At 48.3% G+C, this 19608-nt stretch carries 22 protein-coding genes; 13 read left to right on the forward strand and 9 right to left on the reverse strand.

Annotated elements, in window-relative coordinates; translation table 11 throughout:
• Positions 1–74 precede the first annotated feature (74 nt).
• The 5 genes from PAEVO_RS13260 to PAEVO_RS13280 all read right to left on the reverse strand — a co-directional run bounded on the left by PAEVO_RS13260 (position 75) and on the right by PAEVO_RS13280 (position 6255).
• A complete protein-coding gene (locus PAEVO_RS13260) occupies positions 75–350 on the reverse strand; it encodes a WXG100 family type VII secretion target (protein WP_006211202.1) in 276 nt (91 codons plus the stop codon).
• A gap of 157 nt (positions 351–507) precedes the next feature.
• Positions 508–1020, reverse strand: a complete 513-nt coding sequence (locus PAEVO_RS13265; protein ID WP_100537974.1) for a WXG100 family type VII secretion target — start codon at positions 1018–1020, stop codon at positions 508–510.
• 27 nt (positions 1021–1047) lie between these two features.
• Positions 1048–1854 (reverse strand): hypothetical protein, encoded by an 807-nt coding sequence (locus tag PAEVO_RS13270; RefSeq protein WP_100537975.1) that lies wholly within the window; start codon positions 1852–1854, stop codon positions 1048–1050.
• A 16-nt stretch (positions 1855–1870) separates the two neighbouring features.
• Positions 1871–5854, reverse strand: coding sequence for a type VII secretion protein EssC (essC, locus tag PAEVO_RS13275; protein ID WP_100537976.1), 3984 nt, complete (start codon positions 5852–5854; stop codon positions 1871–1873).
• 89 nt (positions 5855–5943) lie between these two features.
• Positions 5944–6255 carry a hypothetical protein gene (locus tag PAEVO_RS13280; RefSeq protein ID WP_100537977.1) on the reverse strand — a complete coding sequence of 104 codons (312 nt, stop codon included), beginning with the start codon at positions 6253–6255 and terminating at the stop codon, positions 5944–5946.
• 367 nt (positions 6256–6622) lie between these two features.
• On the opposite strand from PAEVO_RS13280, the gene PAEVO_RS13285 reads away from it, so the two are divergent.
• From PAEVO_RS13285 to PAEVO_RS13305, 5 genes are all read left to right on the forward strand, one after another.
• Positions 6623–6862, forward strand: coding sequence for a hypothetical protein (locus PAEVO_RS13285; protein ID WP_006211206.1), 240 nt, complete (start codon positions 6623–6625; stop codon positions 6860–6862).
• 438 nt (positions 6863–7300) lie between these two features.
• Positions 7301–7630 carry a PadR family transcriptional regulator gene (locus tag PAEVO_RS13290; RefSeq protein WP_100537978.1) on the forward strand — a complete coding sequence of 110 codons (330 nt, stop codon included), beginning with the start codon at positions 7301–7303 and terminating at the stop codon, positions 7628–7630.
• Positions 7623–8183 carry a DUF1700 domain-containing protein gene (locus PAEVO_RS13295; RefSeq protein ID WP_100537979.1) on the forward strand — a complete coding sequence of 187 codons (561 nt, stop codon included), beginning with the start codon at positions 7623–7625 and terminating at the stop codon, positions 8181–8183. Before PAEVO_RS13290 ends, PAEVO_RS13295 begins: the two co-directional genes overlap by 8 nt.
• On the forward strand, positions 8180–9028 hold the full coding sequence (locus tag PAEVO_RS13300) for a DUF4097 family beta strand repeat-containing protein (protein WP_165789660.1): 849 nt from the start codon (positions 8180–8182) through the stop codon (positions 9026–9028). Before PAEVO_RS13295 ends, PAEVO_RS13300 begins: the two co-directional genes overlap by 4 nt.
• 78 nt (positions 9029–9106) lie before the next feature.
• Positions 9107–9733, forward strand: coding sequence for an FMN-dependent NADH-azoreductase (locus tag PAEVO_RS13305; protein WP_100537980.1), 627 nt, complete (start codon positions 9107–9109; stop codon positions 9731–9733).
• A gap of 96 nt (positions 9734–9829) precedes the next feature.
• Here the strand turns inward: PAEVO_RS13305 and PAEVO_RS13310 are convergent, their stop codons facing one another.
• Positions 9830–10138 carry a DUF2087 domain-containing protein gene (locus PAEVO_RS13310; RefSeq protein ID WP_243390761.1) on the reverse strand — a complete coding sequence of 103 codons (309 nt, stop codon included), beginning with the start codon at positions 10136–10138 and terminating at the stop codon, positions 9830–9832.
• Positions 10139–10351: 213 nt separating this feature from the next.
• Between PAEVO_RS13310 and PAEVO_RS13315 the strand changes: the two genes are divergently transcribed.
• The 7 genes from PAEVO_RS13315 (at position 10352) to PAEVO_RS13345 (ending at position 15683) form a co-directional block, all read left to right on the forward strand.
• Entirely contained in the window at positions 10352–11329 is a 978-nt protein-coding gene (locus PAEVO_RS13315) for a YpdA family putative bacillithiol disulfide reductase (RefSeq protein WP_100537981.1), read from the forward strand.
• A 131-nt stretch (positions 11330–11460) separates the two neighbouring features.
• Entirely contained in the window at positions 11461–11904 is a 444-nt protein-coding gene (locus PAEVO_RS13320; protein WP_015736251.1) for a DUF441 domain-containing protein, read from the forward strand.
• Positions 11905–12101: 197 nt separating this feature from the next.
• A complete protein-coding gene (locus PAEVO_RS13325) occupies positions 12102–13028 on the forward strand; it encodes a decaprenyl-phosphate phosphoribosyltransferase (RefSeq protein WP_207797473.1) in 927 nt (308 codons plus the stop codon).
• Between the two features lie 29 nt (positions 13029–13057).
• On the forward strand, positions 13058–13690 hold the full coding sequence (locus tag PAEVO_RS13330; protein ID WP_100537983.1) for an HAD family hydrolase: 633 nt from the start codon (positions 13058–13060) through the stop codon (positions 13688–13690).
• Positions 13678–14019, forward strand: coding sequence for an EamA family transporter (locus tag PAEVO_RS13335; RefSeq protein ID WP_100537984.1), 342 nt, complete (start codon positions 13678–13680; stop codon positions 14017–14019). The genes PAEVO_RS13330 and PAEVO_RS13335 overlap by 13 nt, the downstream gene beginning before the upstream one ends.
• The gene (locus PAEVO_RS13340; RefSeq protein WP_100537985.1) at positions 14009–14329 is read left to right on the forward strand and encodes an EamA family transporter; all 321 of its coding nucleotides are present in this window, start codon (positions 14009–14011) and stop codon (positions 14327–14329) included. The genes PAEVO_RS13335 and PAEVO_RS13340 overlap by 11 nt, the downstream gene beginning before the upstream one ends.
• 61 nt (positions 14330–14390) lie before the next feature.
• Positions 14391–15683 (forward strand): DUF6080 domain-containing protein, encoded by a 1293-nt coding sequence (locus tag PAEVO_RS13345; RefSeq protein WP_100537986.1) that lies wholly within the window; start codon positions 14391–14393, stop codon positions 15681–15683.
• 77 nt (positions 15684–15760) lie between these two features.
• Here the strand turns inward: PAEVO_RS13345 and PAEVO_RS13350 are convergent, their stop codons facing one another.
• Positions 15761–17506 carry an ABC transporter ATP-binding protein gene (locus PAEVO_RS13350; RefSeq protein ID WP_100537987.1) on the reverse strand — a complete coding sequence of 582 codons (1746 nt, stop codon included), beginning with the start codon at positions 17504–17506 and terminating at the stop codon, positions 15761–15763.
• 133 nt (positions 17507–17639) lie between these two features.
• Here PAEVO_RS13350 and PAEVO_RS13355 point away from each other — a divergent pair, with 133 nt between their 5' ends.
• Positions 17640–18152, forward strand: coding sequence for an ADP-heptose synthase (locus tag PAEVO_RS13355; RefSeq protein ID WP_100537988.1), 513 nt, complete (start codon positions 17640–17642; stop codon positions 18150–18152).
• A gap of 143 nt (positions 18153–18295) precedes the next feature.
• Here PAEVO_RS13355 and PAEVO_RS13360 read toward each other — a convergent pair whose 3' ends face one another.
• The gene (locus PAEVO_RS13360) at positions 18296–18745 is read right to left on the reverse strand and encodes an NUDIX domain-containing protein (protein ID WP_100537989.1); all 450 of its coding nucleotides are present in this window, start codon (positions 18743–18745) and stop codon (positions 18296–18298) included.
• Between the two features lie 46 nt (positions 18746–18791).
• Entirely contained in the window at positions 18792–19097 is a 306-nt protein-coding gene (locus PAEVO_RS13365; protein ID WP_100537990.1) for a HesB/YadR/YfhF family protein, read from the reverse strand.
• Positions 19098–19608: the final 511 nt, after the last annotated feature.

Here is a 19608-nt window from a genome sequence, read left to right on the forward strand (position 1 = left end):
GAAAACCGGGTTATCTTCCACCCGGTTTATTCTGCCTATTAAACTATTATAAAGCAAAAGTCTCCGAATGGATATTAACGGGATTCGTCAGCCATACGGAATTTCTGAGCGATCGCTTTCAGCTCATTGCTGATGCTGTCAAGCGTTTGTACGAAGGAGTTCATCAAGCGACTTGCTTCCTGGAATTCCTGGAAAAAGCGCTGCTTCGTCATACCATCCCATTGACCTTCCATTCCGTTGATCGATTGAGTCAGGCTGTTAACGATTTGCTGACTTTGATCACCGCTTTGTTTAAATTGGTTCGCTACTTGCTCGACTTGCTCTGGCGTAATTAAAATACGTCCTGCCATTTATGTAACCTCCTAGAAATTCGTTTTCTGGTGACACTTGACATCTTAGCCCAAGAGCCTCAGTTTATCAAAATGTCCTCAGACCTAATTTCCAGGTACCCTATACGTCCCAATTTGAAACATTTACCATCCCGATTATCCCGAAAGGAATAGGGTTTTAGTTGGCAATTCCAAACGAAGACGGATCGGTAAAGGTCCAGCCTTGCCCGGATAATGCGGCTTGTTTAGCCGAATCCCCGTTATCTCCACTGGTCATGCCCACGGCAGCGGCCACCGAACTCGGGTTCGATATAACCGTGGTGGAGTTTCCATATTCCGGAAGTATGGACGAGCGCCCATCCATTCCGGAAGCTGCAAACAGAGCCGTCGGTGATACGGTACTTACGATTGCATGCTCCAAAATCGTATGGTACTGATGATCCGTTTCTTGAAATTGGTCGGCTTTGCTTTGAAGATGCTTGCCCAGCTGAGCAAGAAGAGCTCCCAGATGCTCTCCAAGACTCCGGGCAGACTGCCACTCATCAATAACCGCCGCTTTGAGAGACGTCTCCCAAACGAGTGATTCCATAGCTTGGTTGAGCGTTCTCGTAATCGCTAAATATTCATCGCCACTATGCTGCAGCTGACGGCTTAACGTCCGGAGAGACTCCGGCTCGACAGAAATACGCATTGGTCCTCACCTTTCATACAGGCTCTGTTACTGTTTCAGCCACATGAGTAGCATATGACGAAACTGCTCTTTGGTCGCTGGCGCTGCGGTTAGCCAGTCCTGGTCTCCCTCCAGGCTCATACGCAGCAGCCAATTCATGGACTCGTTCACTATAAATGCTGCATTTTGACTTTCCCAGCTGATTCCGTTCCATATCGACAGCTGGAGTTCCCCCGAAGACACCTTGTTTTTCATACATTTCGCTAAAGCGATGGAACCCTCCGCATCATCCGTCAACCTGGCCAAGCGATCACCGATATCATCGCTGTTCTGTTCGGAAACGGAGGTGTAAATATCCCCGAACTCCTTCCGGCTAAGCAATAAAGCCGGAATATCCCCCCAGTTTTGATCGCTTAGGGCCAGATCCTGCACCAGCTGATCGCAGGTTTGTTCAATGGTACCGAGTTCGCTAAGCATGTAACACCGGTTGTCATCGCCGCTTCTGCATACTTGTATTACCCGTTCGTCAGTAACATGCAGATATCCTTCAAACGCCGAATCCTGATTTTCATATTTCAACCAGCACGCTCGTTCCGCAAGTCCGGCAATAGCCACTCGTGAGAAGACTTCGGGTGGAATCGACAATTCCCCGCCTTCCTCTTGAATCAAATATTGCTTGCTTAGGAGCGATTGTTTGGTTTTCTCCCACTCAACCGCGATTTCTTCCGTTAAATATCCTACAAAAGGATCTTCAACACCAAGTAATCGGTCCGATCCGATAATTCCAGCCAAGAAGAAAAATTCCTTGTCATTCAGCGTGATCGTTTCTTGTTTGGAAGCATGAATTGTCAACATTATGAGCCACCTCCCCTCAAACTACAACATGCCATCGGTCGCGAATTTCTGTGACCCATCTCTGGGCGTTCCATTCATCATCAAAAGGAACTGCGCCTTTTATTCTGGAAAATTTACGTTTTACGTAGTACCCCTGTCCTGGCGGAAGTATTTTTAGTCCTCCAGGACTATTAGAAGATTCGGAAAAAGGAATCCGGAAGAACGATAAATCGTTCGAATCCAATGTTCCGAATAAAAATCCGTTTTGTGCAGCCTTGATATCGGTAAACCAATCGACGCCATACGTCGGGAAATCCGCAGGCACGCCGGCAATGACCACATGTACCCTGCGGTCCCTTCCCTGTCTGACGATGGCTGACAGCTGGTCCTTCAAGGTGAAATCCGAAAGCTGCTTGCTGAGCACGTCAGCGTCATCAATCATAAGCAGGATAGCCGGATCCTCACTGTCCTTCGATCGGGTCTGAACCCGTTCATAAAGGCCTGAAATGAGCGGAGCCAGGTCTTCCTCATTCTCCGCATGCCCACGGACATGCGGAAGATGGTTCATCCGACTCAGACCGCTGCTTCCATAGCGCGTATCTACCGTATAGATTTCCAGCTCATCCGGCGATGTATGATATGCAAGTGATAACATCCAGCTTAGGAGGAATGACGTTTTACCGCCTTCCATCGGACTCGCAACGATAAAATGCGGCCCATCCTCCAGATTGATCGCAAAAGGAGTTAAATCATCCGTAGCCACACCGACAGGAACCTGATACTTCACCGTTACTGCCGCTTCATAAGGCTTTTGCACCTTAAGCAGCTGATGGAGCGGAATCTTATCCGGCAATGATTCGATCCGCGGCGCTTCTTCGCCATGCCATGATTCCCGGTATACGCGAATCATATCGCGAAGCGCGGCCGAACGGTCCCCCTCTTCCTGGCCGGAAGCCGGCAAGGCCGTTTGAAATTCAAGCGGCGGCACCTGGCCTTTGACCAGTCCTCTTCCTGGCGGAAGCTGGCTTGGGGCTCTTGTAGGACGACCCACCGCATAATAATAATCGGCCGGATCGGCAAGTTCGTACGATACCGCTTGTGAGATATTGCTCCGGACCTTTTCGAACATATCCGATATCCGGTTTGCCGTAATGATAAACGTGATCCCCAGACTGCCGCCTTCTCGCAGCAAGTATTCAAGCATATCGTTCTCATCCGGATAGGAATTCCTGAAATTCAGATAACCGTCAATAACGACAACCAGCTGCGGAACCGTCTCCGTGCTGCCACGGCGGTAGGATGCAACGGTCTTCACGCCAGCCTCGGCTATCATGTCCTTGCGAACCGCAGCCGTTTTCGTAAGAAAACGGAACAGGCGCTTGATACGGTCATCTTCCTCTGCCGTCATGACCCCACCGATGTGAGGCAATCCTGCGAAGTCCCGCATCATTCGGCCCATATCCACGATGTACCCATGCCAAAAGTCCGGGGTGTGCCGGCTGGCCAGCGACATCAGCATCGTTTGAATAAAGGTAGTCTTACCGAGTCCCGGCATCCCATATACGGCCCAGTGACCTTGCTCCAGATTGAGCACCAGTGGCTTCTGGCATTGGTTTGGCAAATCGTCAACCATCCCGACATAGGACACAAGTGCCGAATCGCCGTACGACACCGGCTGTTCGATGCCGGACTGTACTCCGTCCAGATCCAGACTCTCCGGAAGCGGTGGAAGCCAAGGACCCTGCAGCCGTTCGATCCCTTGCTCCTTGGCCACTTCCGCTACATGGTCAATAAACACCTGCAGCTGTTTGGGCACTTCCAGATGTGCCCCCAGGGATGGAGTGGACGCAAGCAGCGGCTCCGTCTTCCCATTGATCCGGACCTCGCGGATCGAGATTGCGCCAGGCGTATCCTTCTCTTCAACGTAAGGAGCGCCGCTCCAAGCAAACTGCATTTCTTCAAACACTTCATCGCTGCCCACCTGGAAGTAGCCTCGTCCGGGCTTGTTAATCCAGGCTGCATTCGGAATCTTCAGCATATCACGGCTGTCGCCCTCGCTTTGTACCCGAAGACAGATCCGGAAGCGCGAGTTACTCCAAATTTTATCGTCCACGACGCCTGCCGGTTTCTGAGTCGCAAGAATCAGATGGACACCCAGCGTTCGCCCGATTGCGGCAATGCTGATCAATTCATCCATAAATTCCGGCTGGTCTTTCTTCAGCTGTGCAAATTCATCAATGATAATCACGAGATGCGGGAGCGGTTCGCCATGCCGATTGCGCAGCAGCTTGTAATACTCGTCGATGTGCTGCAGGTTTCCCGCATCGTTCAATATTTTCTGGCGGCGGACCAGCTCGGCTTTCAGCGACACCTTCGCCCGCTCGATCAGATTGTTGTCCAAATTCGTTATGGTGCCTACGACGTGGGGAAGGTTGACAAACGTATTGGACATGCCGCCGCCCTTATAGTCGATAAGCATAAATGCCAGGTCATGAGGGTGAAACTCCGAAGCCAGGGAAGCAACGATGGATTGGATAACCTCACTTTTCCCCGAACCGGTCGTTCCCGCGATCAGACCATGCGGTCCATGACCTTGACGCTCTATTTTATCATGAAGATTCAAATTAATCTTCTTTCCGCCCGCCCGGACACCCATGGGAACGGGTAATGAATCCGGATATCGGTTCTGCTGCCAGCGTTTGGATACATCCAAATCGTTGATTTTCTGAATATCCATCATCTCGAAAAGCGCCAAAACGCTAGGGATGTCAGATGCAGAGGATCGCTTCAGCCGAATCGGCGCCATATACCGGGCCAATGCTTCGATCTGTTCTCTGCTGACGTGATGGGATTGGAAGGATTGCTTGGAGACGGTGCCGTCCGGTTTCTTAATCGTGTACGCCGCCTGCTCCCGATCAACCTCAACGATAAGCTGGCAGTGCATCGGCAAGCTTTCTTTCCGGTCGGACAAGATGATGGTGACGGCATCAGCCGCATCGGCATCTTCCATCAACAGAGGCAGCAGCGGTTCTTCCTCAATTAATTGGGCAGCGGATAGGATCACGACATAAGCCGGCGTCTCAATCGATTTTTTTCCATGTTCGGAACGATTGTTTTTACGCCGGTATAAATGGGTAAATATTTCATCAGCAAGCTGATGCGCATTGCTCCGTCGATCCGCAAGATAGCGGCTGGAACGGTCATCATCCCAAGTATGGGGCAGCCAGCGCAGCCACTGCCATTCGCTCGCTTCCTTCTCCTCGTAGAAAGCGGCGATTTTCACTTCGTCAGGCGAGTGCCTTACGGCGGTTTGGGCCATCATGACGCGAAGCATATTTAATACGCGTTCTCTTCCGCCGACGATCCCTATGACCTTGGATTCGAATAACGGCAATGCAATGGATGCATCGTCGACCGTCTGGAACTCGGCTGACAGCAATTCGGCTGCTTCGATTAACGGGTCCTTATCATACCCATCCGCACGAGGCGGCTTCACATTAATGTGAAACGGCACTTCCCCCTTGCCCACGCAAATTTCCAGAAAGTCCTTATCTTCCGGGGAACGTTCCCACAAGCTGCTGCTCCGGTTCTTCACAACGTTGTAGCAGACGTCCGGATCCCCATGGATATCAAACAGAATATGGACCTGATCCTCCTGCCGCTCCTTCAGCTCTTCCCGATGCAGATCAAGCTGAGCCCGGTACTTCTGATTGCGTTCGGCCAGATTCTTCTGATAGGTTTTCTTGTTGCTTAAATACATGAAGAATGGCAGCGTGTAGGATGTCAGCATCATAAAGATGGAGATCATCTGGAACATCATGTAATTGGAATTCCCCATCTTACCGCTCACGTTCATATAGACATAGAAACCGATCGTCACCGCCGTCATAATAATCGGGATAATGATGGCAATCATCGAAAACGACGGCTTGCTTGGCTCGGACGGCGGTCTCAGAATCTCCAAGTCTTCATTTGGTAAAGCCGGTCTAATACGCGGCGAACGTTGGTACAACACGTTCATGTGTCACTTCCTCCTAATCCAGAGCATCTGAAATGTACAATTATGTATTTTGCTGTTTCAATCAAAACCAATCGGTTATTTACCCAATCTTAGCTTTCTTGAAACAACGATCTTCTGCCGTAGACAGGAGCTTCCTCGGTTGTTGTTGAGAATGCCCGTTGTAAACGGATATAGGAGCCTTCCCTAAGTCCTGCTTCAACCAGATTAGAATGGCCCCCCACCGTAAACCACAAGCCTTCCGGGAACTTTGCTTCTAATATATATTGAATCCCTTCACCCGAGGGTTCACGAAAAAGACGTAGCCCCAGCAGCTCATTCAACCGTTCAATGGAGCACTCATCGGGTACGTCGATATCAAACCAATCCTCTTCATTTCGCCCGCTGATCACGGTGAGTATCATCTAAGTCGACCTACTTTCCCAAAAATGGTAATCCTTATGTTTATTCCATATGCGAAGTCCAATCACCTATTTCAATAGTTACAAAAAATAGTTACATTATTGTAATAATATCATTCCAAGGTTAGTTCTGTCAATTTGTGTCATATTTCCTATTTCCTATTTTTCACGCGGGTTTGTTTAGTCCGGAGGGACTATTTATGTATTGATTATAGGGTAAATCCGGGTTTTTCGTCGGTAAAATATCGTCGTTCACAAAAATGTCACGCTCAGAAAAATGATGCTGATTAATTCTATGAATTTAAGGTTATTTTAAGATTGGCAATTTATAATGCAAATATCATGAAAAATCTTTCGTGAGGTGATTGATATGAAAACACTAATCATGTTCCAAAATAAGCCGGTTCCCGTATACTTTACAACGGATAGCAAGCAGCCGGTACAGAAGGTACTAAAACTGCTAACCAGCGCGCTTGACCATAAAATTCAAACCGGCAAAAAGGCGCTGCAAAAATGCCTCAATTCCCTGATCAGCATTGAAATCGAGGGATCCGAGGCAATTCTTCACAGCAAAAGCGAAAACGACTCTCTTGCGCTATCTCTCTTTTAAAAGAGGGGTAGCCCTTTTTTTGTTTAACTCCATTATAACCCGTAATGACGATCCTCGGCTATCTGCGCTCTCTGAATTCGGATTTGAAACAACTTTACGAGATTTCTCCGCGTTGTGATCTCCTGGCAACTGTTCAATTTTTTTAATATAAACCGATCGATGGACATACTGTTCATCCCTCCATTCTTATCTTGGAAAAACGACCCTATGTTCTGATAACTTCTATTAACCGTGCCTTTTGAAGATTAAACGAGACTTCCTTTCGTTTAACAAAGCTTCTTATCATTCGACGATTTTCTGGCAACAACCCATTTTATAATCAGTACCTTGCATTATTCAGTACTAAATGATATCTTATTGTAGACCACTACTGAATATTAATCACTACCTCGTGATGAACAGCATGATCAAGGACTTATGAAAGGAGGTATTTGCCGTATGAATGTCAGTATTCAATTCAAAAAAGGCGTTCTCGAACTCTGCGTTCTGGTGTTAATCCATCGCAAGGACCAATATGGGTACGAGTTGGCTCAAGCGGTATCGAGGCATATTGAAGTTGCCGAAGGGGCATTGTACCCTCTCCTTCGCCGCCTCGTAAATGAAGGCTATTGTACGACGTACCTCCAGGAATCGACCGAGGGTCCGCCCCGTAAATATTATAAGCTGACGCCCAGCGGAGTAATCTATATGAAAGCCATGGTAAAGGAATGGCAAGCTTTTGTGGGCAATGTGACCAATCTGATAGAGGAAGGGAATTTGTATGACTAAAAAACAGTTTATTTCGATTTTGGAATCGCGGCTTGCCGCGCTTCCTCCCAACGAACGACAGGAATTCATTCAAGACGTGGAGTCCCATTTTATCATTGGCATGCAGAATGGACGAACCGAAGAGGAAATCGCCCGTGAGCTGGGAGATCCTTTTGAAATGGCAAAGGAAGCGTTAGGCGACCGGTATGTGGATATGGATAGGCCTGCTCCCGCAGCGATCCGAAGACCGTCTTCTTTTGGAAAATATGCGGCAGGAGTCGGTTTGTTCTTCTGTGCATTGGTGGCAGTCCCCTTCCTTGCGGCATTATGGTCCGGAGGCGTCGCTATTGCTCTCGGAGCCCTGGCAACCTTGCTGAGCCCGGTGCTCGTTCTGCTTGACTATATCGTAAACGGAACGTTTTATCCGGCCAAATTATTCTTATCCATCTCTTTGCTCGGAATCGGCATCTTCCTCGGATATGCCACACGCTCCGCCATGGTTGGATTGTTATCGTTAACCTTGAGGTACTCCAGATGGAATACGCGTTTGTTGAAGGGACGTGACGCACAGTGAACAGAAAATGGTTGTTCAGTTTAGCAATCGCACTTATATTGGTGGGAATCGTCGGCATGGCTGCGAACAAGTTTAAATTCGGTGAAGAGCTTGTCAGCTATCAGAATCGATGGGATCTGCAGGATGCCGAAAAACTGAAGAAATTAAAAATCAGCAGCAACATCGATATCAGCTTTTCTTTCGAGGAGAGCGGAGATTCAAGCGGGTACATCGCTTTTGACGGCAAATTAAAGCCGGAGTATGTCGATGTTCTCAAAAGTTTTAATCCATCGGGTCCTGAGGTGGGATTGGATCTGACCACACCTTCCACTTTACAGTTGATGAGTGTGGACTTTCGTTCACCGAAAGGAAAACTGACCATCGTGCTTCCATCAAGCACGCAACTGGAGGAACTCGATTTGTCGACGCTCTCCGATAATATCCAGGTAAGCGGAGCTTCCTCCAAGATGGTTGACATCTCCGTGAAGTCAGGCAACATCATCATGAGCGACATACGAGCCGATCAGTTGAACGTAGAGAATATTTCAGGCAATATTCGCGGCTCCGTCATTCAGGCCTCCACGCGAATCGTCAATCATTCGGGAAATGTCGTATTGAAAGATATGGAAGGCCCCGTGGACATCGAGGTCACTTCCGGCAATGTAAACGTAGGATTACTCGGCGTTTCATCGGTTAATATCCTGTGCAGATCCGGCAATGTGAAAGTACAGCCTGACCCGTCATTCCGGGGTTTCTATGACCTTAAGGCACTGTCGGGATCCGTCTCGGCGCCGGAGTCACGGAAAGAAACAACCGATACCATCCAAGTGGAAACGTACTCCGGTAATATCGATATCGTACATTAAGACGTTGTTGACAAACGATAAAAATGAAATATACTATACTTTATAAAGTAAACTATACAACAAGGAGAGTTTTCATACATGTCTAATGTACTATTCATCAAAGCAAACAACAGAGCGATCGAACAATCGGTAAGCGTCAAAATGTACCATGCGTTTTTGGAGTCCTTCAAAGCAAGCCATCCGGAAGACCAAATCACGGAGCTTGACCTTTTTGCAGAGAATCTTCCTTATTACGATAGCACTGCTATCAACGGTATGTTCAAAGCTGCCCAAGGATTGGAAGCTACACCGGAAGAGCAGGCGGCTGCTGCGAATGTGAGCAAATATCTTGACCAGTTTCTTGCTGCAGACAAAATCGTGCTTGCTTTCCCATTGTGGAACATGACCGTACCTGCCGTTCTTCATACCTATATCGATTACCTGAACCAAGCAGGCAAAACGTTCAAATATACCCCTCAAGGCGTTGTAGGTCTCGTGACTGGCAAAAAAGTCGTCATCCTGAATGCGCGCGGCGGTAACTATTCCGAGGGACCTATGGCTGCGGCTGAGATGGCTGTTAACTTCGTGATGGGCAATCTTCGTCAATGGGGCGTACAGGATATCGAAACCCTGATCATCGAAGGCCACAACCAATTCCCTAATGAAGCGGAAATGATCGTTCAAAACGGTCTTGAGCTTGTTAAAAAGGCTGCTGCCAGTTTCTAATCGAACTTATACGCAATAATAACACTGAACGTTATACACAAAAGCCACCTTCCACTGTCTTAGGCAGTGAAAGGTGGCTTTTTGTGATACTCCCATTTAAACCTTTTCCCATTGGGTCCATAACTCGCGCGGGTTACGTATATAGATTTCATGATCACGGCTCATATATTGATGAATGATAAATTCCCGCCGAATGGTCGCATAATCCGCATGATAACGCTTGATAAACGCATTGATATCCTTTTCCGGATATTCCTTCCCTGCTTCAAGCTGCTCTACCAGATATTCCAATATGACGAGTTTCTTCTTGTACTGGGCCGGAATGGAACGCAGCGTTCCGTCTTTCGTTATAAAATTCCGGAGAACGGATGTTTTATAGGCTTCAGTAGCAGTCGGTTCCATCATTTTTCTTCCTCCCTTCTACCATAATTTCGCAAACATCTAATTTAATATTCATCTAATTAGATGTTAATCGAATTTGAAATGTTTGTCAAACCCTTTCTGTTTTAGGTCAAGTCAGCCGGGCTCCATACCGTCAAATCTGGATTTATCCTTTTATTTGCTGTAGGATTATTATGCTGATCGATAACGCAAGGTTAATACATAAGGAGGTTCACCATGCTCGACGTCTTAATTATCGGCGCAGGCCCATGCGGTCTCTCAGCTGCCATTGAATGCCGCAACCAGGGCCTCAGCTGCGAGATCATCGATAAACACAATGTAGTTCATTCCATTTATCTCTATCCGACGCATATGCAGTTTTTCAGTACGGCTGAAATGCTTGAAATCGGAGATGTTCCGTTCGCGATATCGAATGATAAACCGTTTCGGCACGAGGCTCTGGCCTATTATCGCAGAGTTGCCAGTCACTTTAATCTGAAAATCTCTCCATACGAAGAAGCGCTCACCATAACCAAGCAGCCTGACGGCAGCTTCCAGGTAAAAACCCAGCGCCGCGGTGGTGTAGAGTCCATGCGAGAAGCCAAACACGTAGTCATTGCTACGGGTTATTTTGATCATCCGAATTATATTGGCATTCCTGGTGAAGACTTGGAGAAAGTAACCCATTATTTCCGGGAAGCCCATCCGTATGCAGGGATGAAAACCGCGATCATCGGCGGCAGTAATTCCGCTGTGGATGCTGCCATGGAGCTTATCCGTGTCGGAGCCGAGGTGACGATGGTATACCGGGGTGAGGAAGTTTCACAGAACATCAAACCTTGGGTACGTCCTCTGTTCGACAGCATGGTGCAGAAGGGACATATCCAGCTTCACCTGAACTCGCGTGTCGTCCAAATCGCGGAGTCTTCCATTACCGTTCTGTCGAATCAAGGCCAGGAAACGATCATTGAAAATGATTTTGTACTGGCATTGACCGGATTCCGTCCTGACCGCAAACTGCTCGCCTCCTCCGGCGTCGAACTGGATGAAGACATGGAGAAGCCCCTCTATCAACCGGAGACGATGGAGACCAACGTTCCGGGACTCTATGTCGCTGGCGTCATTGCATCCGGTCGGAATGCCAATGAGGTGTTCATTGAAACAGGCAGACTACACGGGCGTTTGATTGCCAAGCATCTGGTCTCGAACGCTTAACCAAAAAGTCTATCGACCTATATTCTTAGAAGACAGACTGCGTTTAGATGGAGTTTTTCTTGCGATATCAGGCAGGTTTACGCTTCGACGTTTATACTTTCTGATATCTTAAACATAAGGAGTGATTCCCCATGGACGTAACTTCACTCATCCTGCTGGCGATGGCGGGACTTGGTATTATCAGCAGCAATTCTGCAGTGACGATTGCGATGCTGGCACTGCTGCTCATCCGCGTAACCGGCTTTCAGCAAGCATTCCCATGGCTGGAGAAATACGGACTGACTCTCGGCATTATCATTCTCACCATAGGTGTCATGTCACCGCTGGCCAGCGGCAAAATGAGTCTGCAAACGATCGGCGAATCATTCCTGAACTGGAAATCGCTTTTGGCCATCGCCGTCGGCATGCTTGTCGCTTATCTGGGCGGTCGTGGTGCCACACTGATGGGAAGCAATCCTACCGTGGTTGCCGGTCTTCTCGTTGGCACGGTGCTTGGGGTCGCCCTGTTCCGCGGCGTACCCGTCGGGCCGCTCATTGCTGCCGGTCTATTGTCCCTGCTCATCGGCAAATCGTAAGGAACAGATGCAGCTCTTTTTTATCCATAACATAAATAGAACAATAACCTCCCTGCCGGTTCATGAACGTTTGGGGAGGTTTATTTGTTCTATATTCAAGCCTTGTATCAGACGGCTCATTACCATATATAGTCTATTTTATGGTATGATAGCTATCGTGTTTTAGCGTTTTTTTCCGTAATCCCTTATGAAATATGATGTATCAGGAGGTAACACACTTGTCTTCAACGAATACCGAATCGGCTGCTGCTCCCCTTAGGCAGCTTCCCATGCTGCTCTTCAGGCAGCTGCGGCCGAAGCAATGGACCAAAAACCTGCTCATATTTGCAGCCCCCCTCTTCTCGTTTGAAGGGGTAAATCCCGGCGTGCTCTTCGACACCTTGATCGGTTTTTTCCTGTTATCCTTCGTATCCGGCTGCGTCTATATTGTGAACGATTATGCCGATCGCGAAGCGGATCGCAACCATCCGGTGAAAAAATACCGTCCCATGGCCTCGGGTGCGCTGCCGCCTAAGCTGGCTATTGTATTCGGCGCGTTGCTGCTGATAGCTTCGCTGGCCGTATCTTATTTACTCAATCCGCTGTTTACCGTGTTATTGGTGCTCTATTTTGCCATGAACGTTGCCTACTCCTTCAGGCTGAAGCATGTTGTCATCATTGACATCATGATTATCGCGGCCGGGTTTGTGCTGCGCGCCATCGCAGGCGGACTGGTCATCCACGTCCCGTTCACGCCATGGTTCCTTCTCTGTACGATGCTGCTATCGCTCTTCCTGGCCATCGGCAAGAGACGGCATGAGCTTCATCTGCTGCAGCATGACAAGGGCTCGCACCGCAAGGTGCTCGATCAATATTCGTTCGATCTGCTGGACCAGATGAGCAGCATTGTCACCACAGCAACGATCATCAGTTATTCGCTGTTTACCTTTACCTCCGGCAGAACCGTTCACCTCATGTGGACCATACCATTCGTCATTTACGGAATGTTCCGCTATCTTTATCTGATTCATATCGAGAAAAAAGGCGGGGCTCCGGACCGGGTGCTCCTGGAGGACACACACATCCTGGTCACCGTGATCCTCTATGTCATCAGCGTTATCGGAATTTTGGTATACTTTGAATAATACAGAATGGGTAAATTGAGGGACATGATATGAATCAGAAATTCGCAATCTTTGACATCGACAAAACGGTCATCCATACGGACTCTATGTTTCGATTTTTAAAATATGGCATACGGAAAAAACCGTCCACGGCACCCATCATTCTGAAAGTCGTGCTGCATTCCGTACTGTACAAGCTCCGTCTTCTGGACGCTGAAAAGGCAAAGAGCGCTTATTTCCATGCGATGCGCCATATGGATGATGCCGACCTGAAACATTTTTATGAAACGGAATTGAAACCTGCCATCTTCCCGGCTGCGATGAAGGAAATGCAGCGAAAAAAAAGCGAGGGCTGCCATGTGCTGCTCGTAACGGCGTCCCCTGACGCTTACATGAGATACTTTGCAGAGCTTCCTTGCGTCGACACGGTGATCGCTACGAAACTTTCCGTACGGAACGGACGCTTTACGTCGATGATCGAAGGAAACAATTGTAAGGGGGAGGAAAAAGTGCACCGGATTCAGCAGTACTTGAACGAGCGGCAACTGACCATTGACTATGCTGCTTCCTGCGCTTACTCCGATTCCTTGTCCGACCTCCCGATGTTCGGGCTCGTCAAACACAAATATTTGATCAATCACAAATCCGCTCAGGGATGCGAGGGATTAACATGGAACAGATAAAAGCGCAGAGCGCCCCGCGCCATCTGGGCAAGCTGTTCATGGTCTTATCGGCTTTTTTGACGGCTACCGGCCAGCTGTTCTGGAAATGGGGCCACGCCAACTTGCTGTACATGGGAATCGGTTTTCTCTGCTACGGCCTCGGGGCCATTCTCATGATCAAATCATTTTCCCTGGAGAAGCTGTCCGTGGCCTATCCCCTGATGTGCATCAGCTATATTGTGGCTCTGTTTTATGGTGATTTTTTCCTGGATGAACCATTGACCCTGCAAAAACTGGCAGCCGTAGCCCTGCTTGGAATCGGGGTGACATTAACTTCCTATGAAAAATGACGGGTTCCTATACTTGCTCCTGCTCCTGATGACTTTGCTTGGCTCGCTGGGCAGCGTATTCTTCAAGGGGTATACCGCAAACAAACAAATCAAGCTGCTGCTGATCGGCTTTTTTAGTTACGGACTAGGTGCATTATTAAACATATACCTTCTGGGGGAGCTGCCCTACACGCTGGTTATGCCTGCCAATGCACTGACGTTCCTGTGGGCCTTGCTGTTTGCCAAATGGGTATTCAAGGAAACCATCGGGATCCGTAAAATCGCCGGCATCGCTTTTATTATATCCGGATTGCTTCTGCTGATCTGGTAAGCGAATGCAGCTAAAACCTACTCAGAGTACATATAATGGAAAGATTGGTGGAACGAAAAACATGACTTTTTTCAGTTATTTATTTCGACATAAAAAAGATAATTACACGGCGATCGGCCTAAGTATCTGTCTTGCCCTATGGTATGTTTTCATGAACCTTCCGTTCGTAGCCTACATCAAGGATCATGCAGCCGAGTTAATGCCGCACAGCCCGTTTTATGGTGCGCCTTTCACATTGAATCTGTTCAACTTCGATCCTTCGATGGAATATGGACCGGAAAATATCTCAATCATCCATCCGTTCATTAATTTCCTGACCAGTCCGTTAACGACGATGATCGGGAGCTCCAACCTCCCTTATCTTCTGATTCAATCGGTCTTGAATGCCTTTAGTGCAGCGCTGGTCTATTACATCGTCCGAAGAAGCGGCGCCGGCTGGCTGTTGTCCTTCGTAACGGCGGCTTTTTTCGGTATCAGCTCTTATACGCTGTTCACGGCGTTTATACCGGATTCCTACGCTTATGCGCAGTTTATGATCATTTTATCAGCCGCTTACTTGCACTATTGCCGATTGGAGAATCGGTTTGCCGTCATGCCGAATGCCTCCCTGGCCCTGATTAATTTCGGCATCACGTCTACGAATGTTGCAACGTTCGCAGGAGCGCTGCTGATCAGCCAGTTCGATAAAAGACAGAAGGGCACGTTTAAACGGTTTATCATGATCATGCTGGTTTTTCTGGGGATGGCAGTGATCGTAACCCTGCTTCAACACTTGCTGTTCTCAGGCAAATCGTGGATCACTAACGTGTTTTCAAGCGTGCAGAACGGTGCACTCAGCTACGTTTCTCCTTTTTCATTCGAGCACCATTCACGAGTCTTCTACATGCTGTTTGTAAGTCCCATCCTGTCGCCTGAGCTTGCCATGATCGATCCGGGAATCGCGGCATTTGTGACGAATTTGGCCAAGCCGTATCCGATTCATGTCCATATCGTCGGTATCGGGATGCTTGTCCTTGCGGTTCTATCCTTCATTAAGGGTATCCGCTCCCGCGATACCTGGGCATTTGGCATCTATATCCTGTTCGCGATTCTGCTGCACATCATCGTCGGGTTTGGATTGGCTACCTATGCTTACGATCTATACTTGTACGCAGGACATTATCTGTTTGCTCTGTTTGTGCTTGCAGCACGGTTTATTGCCAAAACGAAGAACCACCGGATTCAACAAGCTCTGACCGGCATCATGGTACTGTTCCTGCTGATCACCTTGGTCAACAATATCGTATTGCATGGACAGACGCTGGACTATATTCAGATGACCTATGACACGGTGTTCAAAAATATCGAGAAATAAGCCTTTAAACACATCAAAAGACCCGTCCCACTGAAGCATGGCTGAACACCATGCCTTGGAAGGACGGGTCTTTAATATTAATTCTCCAAATGCTGCACGTTGTATAGTCTGGCATAACTTCCATCCAGATTCATCAGCTCGCCGTGCGTGCCTTGCTCTGTAATTCTCCCATTCTCCAGCACCACGATTTGATCGGCATGCGTAATGGTTGAGAGGCGATGAGCCACGATCAAAGTGGTGCGGTTGTTGGACAAGGACTGCAGCGCCTGCTGTATCAGATGCTCGGACTCCAGGTCCAGCGCCGAAGTCGCCTCATCCAGTACCAGAATGTCCGGATCCTTGAGGAAGACACGGGCGATCGCAAGTCTCTGCTTCTGCCCACCCGAGAGCTTGACGCCACGTTCACCCACTTCCGTCTCATAGCCCTGCGGCAGCTGGGTGATGAAATCATGCGCATTGGCGGCTTTGGCAGCAGCGACGATTGCATCTTCATCCGCTTCCGGGTTGCCAAACAGAATATTTTCACGAACGGATCCGCTAAACAGGAAGTTGTCCTGCAGTACCATGCCAATCGATCCGCGCAAGCTGTCCAGCGTCAAATCCCTGACATCGTGACCATCCACCTTCACTGCTCCCTGCTGTACATCGTAAAATCTCGGTATCAATCCGATCAGGGACGATTTGCCGCCGCCGCTCATGCCGACAAATGCGACCGTTTGCCCCTGCTTGATGGTCAGGTTAATATCTTGCAGCACCCAGCCCGCGGCATCATTGTACTTGAAGCATACGCGGTCAAACTCGATCTGTCCCGCTGTCTTGAGCGTTTTGGCATCCGGACGGTCCACGATGTCATATGGCTCGTCCATGAGCTCCTTGACCCGCTCCAGCGACGCTGAGGCCTGCGTCAGCACCGTTGATGAGTTGATCAGGCGGCGCAGGGGTGCATACAGCCTGTCGAGATAGCCAAAGAAGGCAACAAACGTACCCAAGGTCAGATCTCCCTGAATCACCCGGTATCCCCCATAACCGATAACCAGAATAGGCGCAATATCGGTGAGCGTGTTGATAATGGAGAAGGTGAGCGCATTCCAGCGGGTTTGCGCCATCGCTTTTTTCAGAAAATTACCGTTGATGCCTTCGAACTTCTTCTGATCGTAACGCTCAAGGGTGAAACTCCGGATGACCGAGATCCCTTGAATTCGCTCATGCAGGTACGCTTGAATGCCGGCAAGAGCCTGCGACCGGTCCTTGGTCAGACGCTTAAGCCGCTTATACAGCAAATTCACCGCTAACCCGTAGAGAGGAAGGATCGAGATGGCAACCAGCGTCAGAACGGGATTCATGAAGAACATAACGATTAATACGAACAGCAATGTAAACATATCCAGCCAGATGTTCATCATACCGACTTCTACCAGGTTCTTGGATTGTTCCACATCATTGATAAAGCGCGATATCGCCTCGCCTACCTTGGTATTCTGATAGTAACGAAGGGATAGACGCTGCAGATGGGCATATAGCCGATTACGCATATCAAATAAAATACGGCTGGTAATGAATTGGGCAAAATACTGCCGCAAATATTCCACCGGACCACGCACAACGACAAACAGCACCAGTGTCCCGGCAAGAATCCACATCAGATCCTGGATTTTCTGTTCGATGGTCATCTGCTGGTTGATCAGCAGATCGTCCACGACATATTTCATGATCATGGGCAGCAATAACGGGATTGCAAATTTGATCATGCCGATAATAAGGGTCAGAATGATCCACTTCATATAGGGCTTAACGAATGGATAATAGATTTTCCATGATTTCAAAGGTGAGCACAGCCCCTTTCTTAAGCAACTTCCACGCGGATGTTAGGCGACGGGCAGTTGACATTTATGAACTTCAATGCTTTATTAGTTCTAAACTTATGAATTGTATCATGTCTTGCAGGAGGATTTAGTCATGACCAGAATTTTCGTGACGGAGGCCGTCATGCTGGCCATTTACGGTCAGCTGTTAGTACCACCTAAACCCGTCGAGTATATCATTCCGTACACTACCATTTTGGAATTATATGAGCTTCATACCACCGAAGAACATCTCATGAATAGCAGTGCTGATGACCAGCACGTCAAGATAAAGATCGGCGAATTGATTTCCTATTTTGAAGAGCCGCTGAACAAAAAGAAAATCGAGCGCGCCCTGCAGGTTCCCTGGTCCAAGAGCCCTACCATTCCCGTGAGTGAAAGTACCCGGGTCTCGGTCATGAACACCATGGACACCGCACCCTATGGGGAATCCTTCGATCCTGTCGAAACCGAGCTGCTGCTGGCATCCCAAAGAGCCGAGGCTCCCATACTGACTGATCAATACGAATTGATTCAGCGTATCGTCGAAAGCGCTCTTCCCGTTCAGGTATATGATATCGACGATTTTGACTTTGCTTTGGAGGTCCCGCTGTCCGAGCAGCCATAATGAATCATAGGTACACACCTTCGCATGGCAAAAGGAGTCCCTTCCCCCCGGTTTGAATGGGGCAGGGACTCCTCATGTTGACCGAAAAAAATTCCCCGTGCGGGGAATTTAAGGCGTATAAAACTGCCACCACTAACTTAGCCTCAGCTGTTCTTATTTATCTTGTCCAGCAGGCGGACCGTGATCGCATCCATAACGGGCAATGCTTGAAAATCAAAATATTTAAGAGACACTTCCGTATTAGGGGACAAATGAATGGCACTGTGCAGACCGGTTGCCGCGTACACACCTATCACATAATACACTTCATCTCCACCAATTTGCTTCTTCATATACTCCGGACCAGACACAAGGTCCAAGAGTCGCATATCATCCGCTGTCAGGCCGCTCTCCTCCCACAGCTCTCTGGACGCTGTGTCTTCAAGAGCTTCGCCGGGCTTCAGGTTTCCGATTGGAAGTCCCCACTCGTCCTTGTTCTGCCGCTTCAGGAGCAGGATCTCTCCATTATCGTTCAGCACAAGCACCGCCGCTTTTACGCGGACCACCGAACGTTTGCCGATGTATTGGCGAATATCACGGTGATATACGCTCATCTTGGGAACCTCCTTTCCCTAGATGGCGCTGCAGTCTCTCATCAGGTTAATTTACTGCGCCCTCTTCTTCATAAATATACGAAATGTCATCCAAGGATTCCTCATATTTCACGCGGAGCGTATACCCCTTCAAATACCATAAATCCTGTTCTTCCATAAAGAATGTTACCTCTTCGGAACGCTCCGTCAGTCCCGCTTCTCTTGGTTCTTCTACCGAGATACCGAGCGAAAAGCCGGGATGGAGGCCTCCGCCTGAGCTATATCGTGGAAAGAAGCGAACGAACGTGCCTGCCTGAAGGTCAAGTTCCTTCTTGTACCACCGTGCCGCCTGATCGCTGACTTGAATTTGCATGTGTCGTACACCCTCCTTAGACGTCATATGATGTTGACCCCTATCTGTTAGCAGACCGGAGATCTTAGGGACGGTATCCATATTTAGTTGCAATATTATCATAACGCATACGTACGTTAGGATACAAATCATTTTGATAATAAAATAGTGACATAAGGTTCTAACCTACCTTCACTATCGAATATCTTACGATGATCCTGAAAAATAAGTTTGACACATTCCAGTTCATGGTGATAAAATTCAGTAGATCGATTTGAATAAAATGTAAATTACGAAGAAAGGGTGAGTGACATGTTTAAATTGTTTGCGATGGATCAAGATCATCAGGATCATTATTTCCTACAATTAAATATGGATCGACTCCCCAATGGTGCTGTCTCATCATCATCAAGCCTCGTTCATTTATTGCCAGAATGATCAGAACGAAGCTGCTAACCGTTGCACGGAAGTCATGATCACCGTGCGTATGATAAGTTCAAAATTAATGAAGCATATCGTCCGTCGCCGGATG

The sequence above is a fragment of the Paenibacillus sp. GM2FR genome, assembly GCF_002803325.1.
GTDB classification, from domain to species: Bacteria; Bacillota; Bacilli; order Paenibacillales; family Paenibacillaceae; genus Paenibacillus_AQ; species Paenibacillus_AQ lautus.

Excerpts from the sequence above, each read along its gene's own strand:
- PAEVO_RS13320 (WP_015736251.1), top strand. The coding sequence starts at position 11,461 with ATGGACGTAACTTCACTCATCCTGCTGGCGATGGCGGGACTTGGTATT.
- PAEVO_RS13260 (WP_006211202.1), bottom strand. The coding sequence starts at position 350 with ATGGCAGGACGTATTTTAATTACGCCAGAGCAAGTCGAGCAAGTAGCG.
- PAEVO_RS13305 (WP_100537980.1), top strand. The coding sequence starts at position 9,107 with ATGTCTAATGTACTATTCATCAAAGCAAACAACAGAGCGATCGAACAA.
- PAEVO_RS13280 (WP_100537977.1), bottom strand. The coding sequence starts at position 6,255 with ATGATACTCACCGTGATCAGCGGGCGAAATGAAGAGGATTGGTTTGAT.
- essC (WP_100537976.1), bottom strand. The coding sequence starts at position 5,854 with ATGAACGTGTTGTACCAACGTTCGCCGCGTATTAGACCGGCTTTACCA.
- PAEVO_RS13285 (WP_006211206.1), top strand. The coding sequence starts at position 6,623 with ATGAAAACACTAATCATGTTCCAAAATAAGCCGGTTCCCGTATACTTT.
- PAEVO_RS13270 (WP_100537975.1), bottom strand. The coding sequence starts at position 1,854 with ATGTTGACAATTCATGCTTCCAAACAAGAAACGATCACGCTGAATGAC.
- PAEVO_RS13365 (WP_100537990.1), bottom strand. The coding sequence starts at position 19,097 with ATGCAAATTCAAGTCAGCGATCAGGCGGCACGGTGGTACAAGAAGGAA.
- PAEVO_RS13315 (WP_100537981.1), top strand. The coding sequence starts at position 10,352 with ATGCTCGACGTCTTAATTATCGGCGCAGGCCCATGCGGTCTCTCAGCT.
- PAEVO_RS13290 (WP_100537978.1), top strand. The coding sequence starts at position 7,301 with ATGAATGTCAGTATTCAATTCAAAAAAGGCGTTCTCGAACTCTGCGTT.
- PAEVO_RS13330 (WP_100537983.1), top strand. The coding sequence starts at position 13,058 with ATGAATCAGAAATTCGCAATCTTTGACATCGACAAAACGGTCATCCAT.
- PAEVO_RS13295 (WP_100537979.1), top strand. The coding sequence starts at position 7,623 with ATGACTAAAAAACAGTTTATTTCGATTTTGGAATCGCGGCTTGCCGCG.
- PAEVO_RS13340 (WP_100537985.1), top strand. The coding sequence starts at position 14,009 with ATGAAAAATGACGGGTTCCTATACTTGCTCCTGCTCCTGATGACTTTG.
- PAEVO_RS13355 (WP_100537988.1), top strand. The coding sequence starts at position 17,640 with ATGACCAGAATTTTCGTGACGGAGGCCGTCATGCTGGCCATTTACGGT.
- PAEVO_RS13310 (WP_243390761.1), bottom strand. The coding sequence starts at position 10,138 with ATGATGGAACCGACTGCTACTGAAGCCTATAAAACATCCGTTCTCCGG.
- PAEVO_RS13345 (WP_100537986.1), top strand. The coding sequence starts at position 14,391 with ATGACTTTTTTCAGTTATTTATTTCGACATAAAAAAGATAATTACACG.
- PAEVO_RS13360 (WP_100537989.1), bottom strand. The coding sequence starts at position 18,745 with ATGAGCGTATATCACCGTGATATTCGCCAATACATCGGCAAACGTTCG.
- PAEVO_RS13265 (WP_100537974.1), bottom strand. The coding sequence starts at position 1,020 with ATGCGTATTTCTGTCGAGCCGGAGTCTCTCCGGACGTTAAGCCGTCAG.
- PAEVO_RS13325 (WP_207797473.1), top strand. The coding sequence starts at position 12,102 with ATGTATCAGGAGGTAACACACTTGTCTTCAACGAATACCGAATCGGCT.
- PAEVO_RS13335 (WP_100537984.1), top strand. The coding sequence starts at position 13,678 with ATGGAACAGATAAAAGCGCAGAGCGCCCCGCGCCATCTGGGCAAGCTG.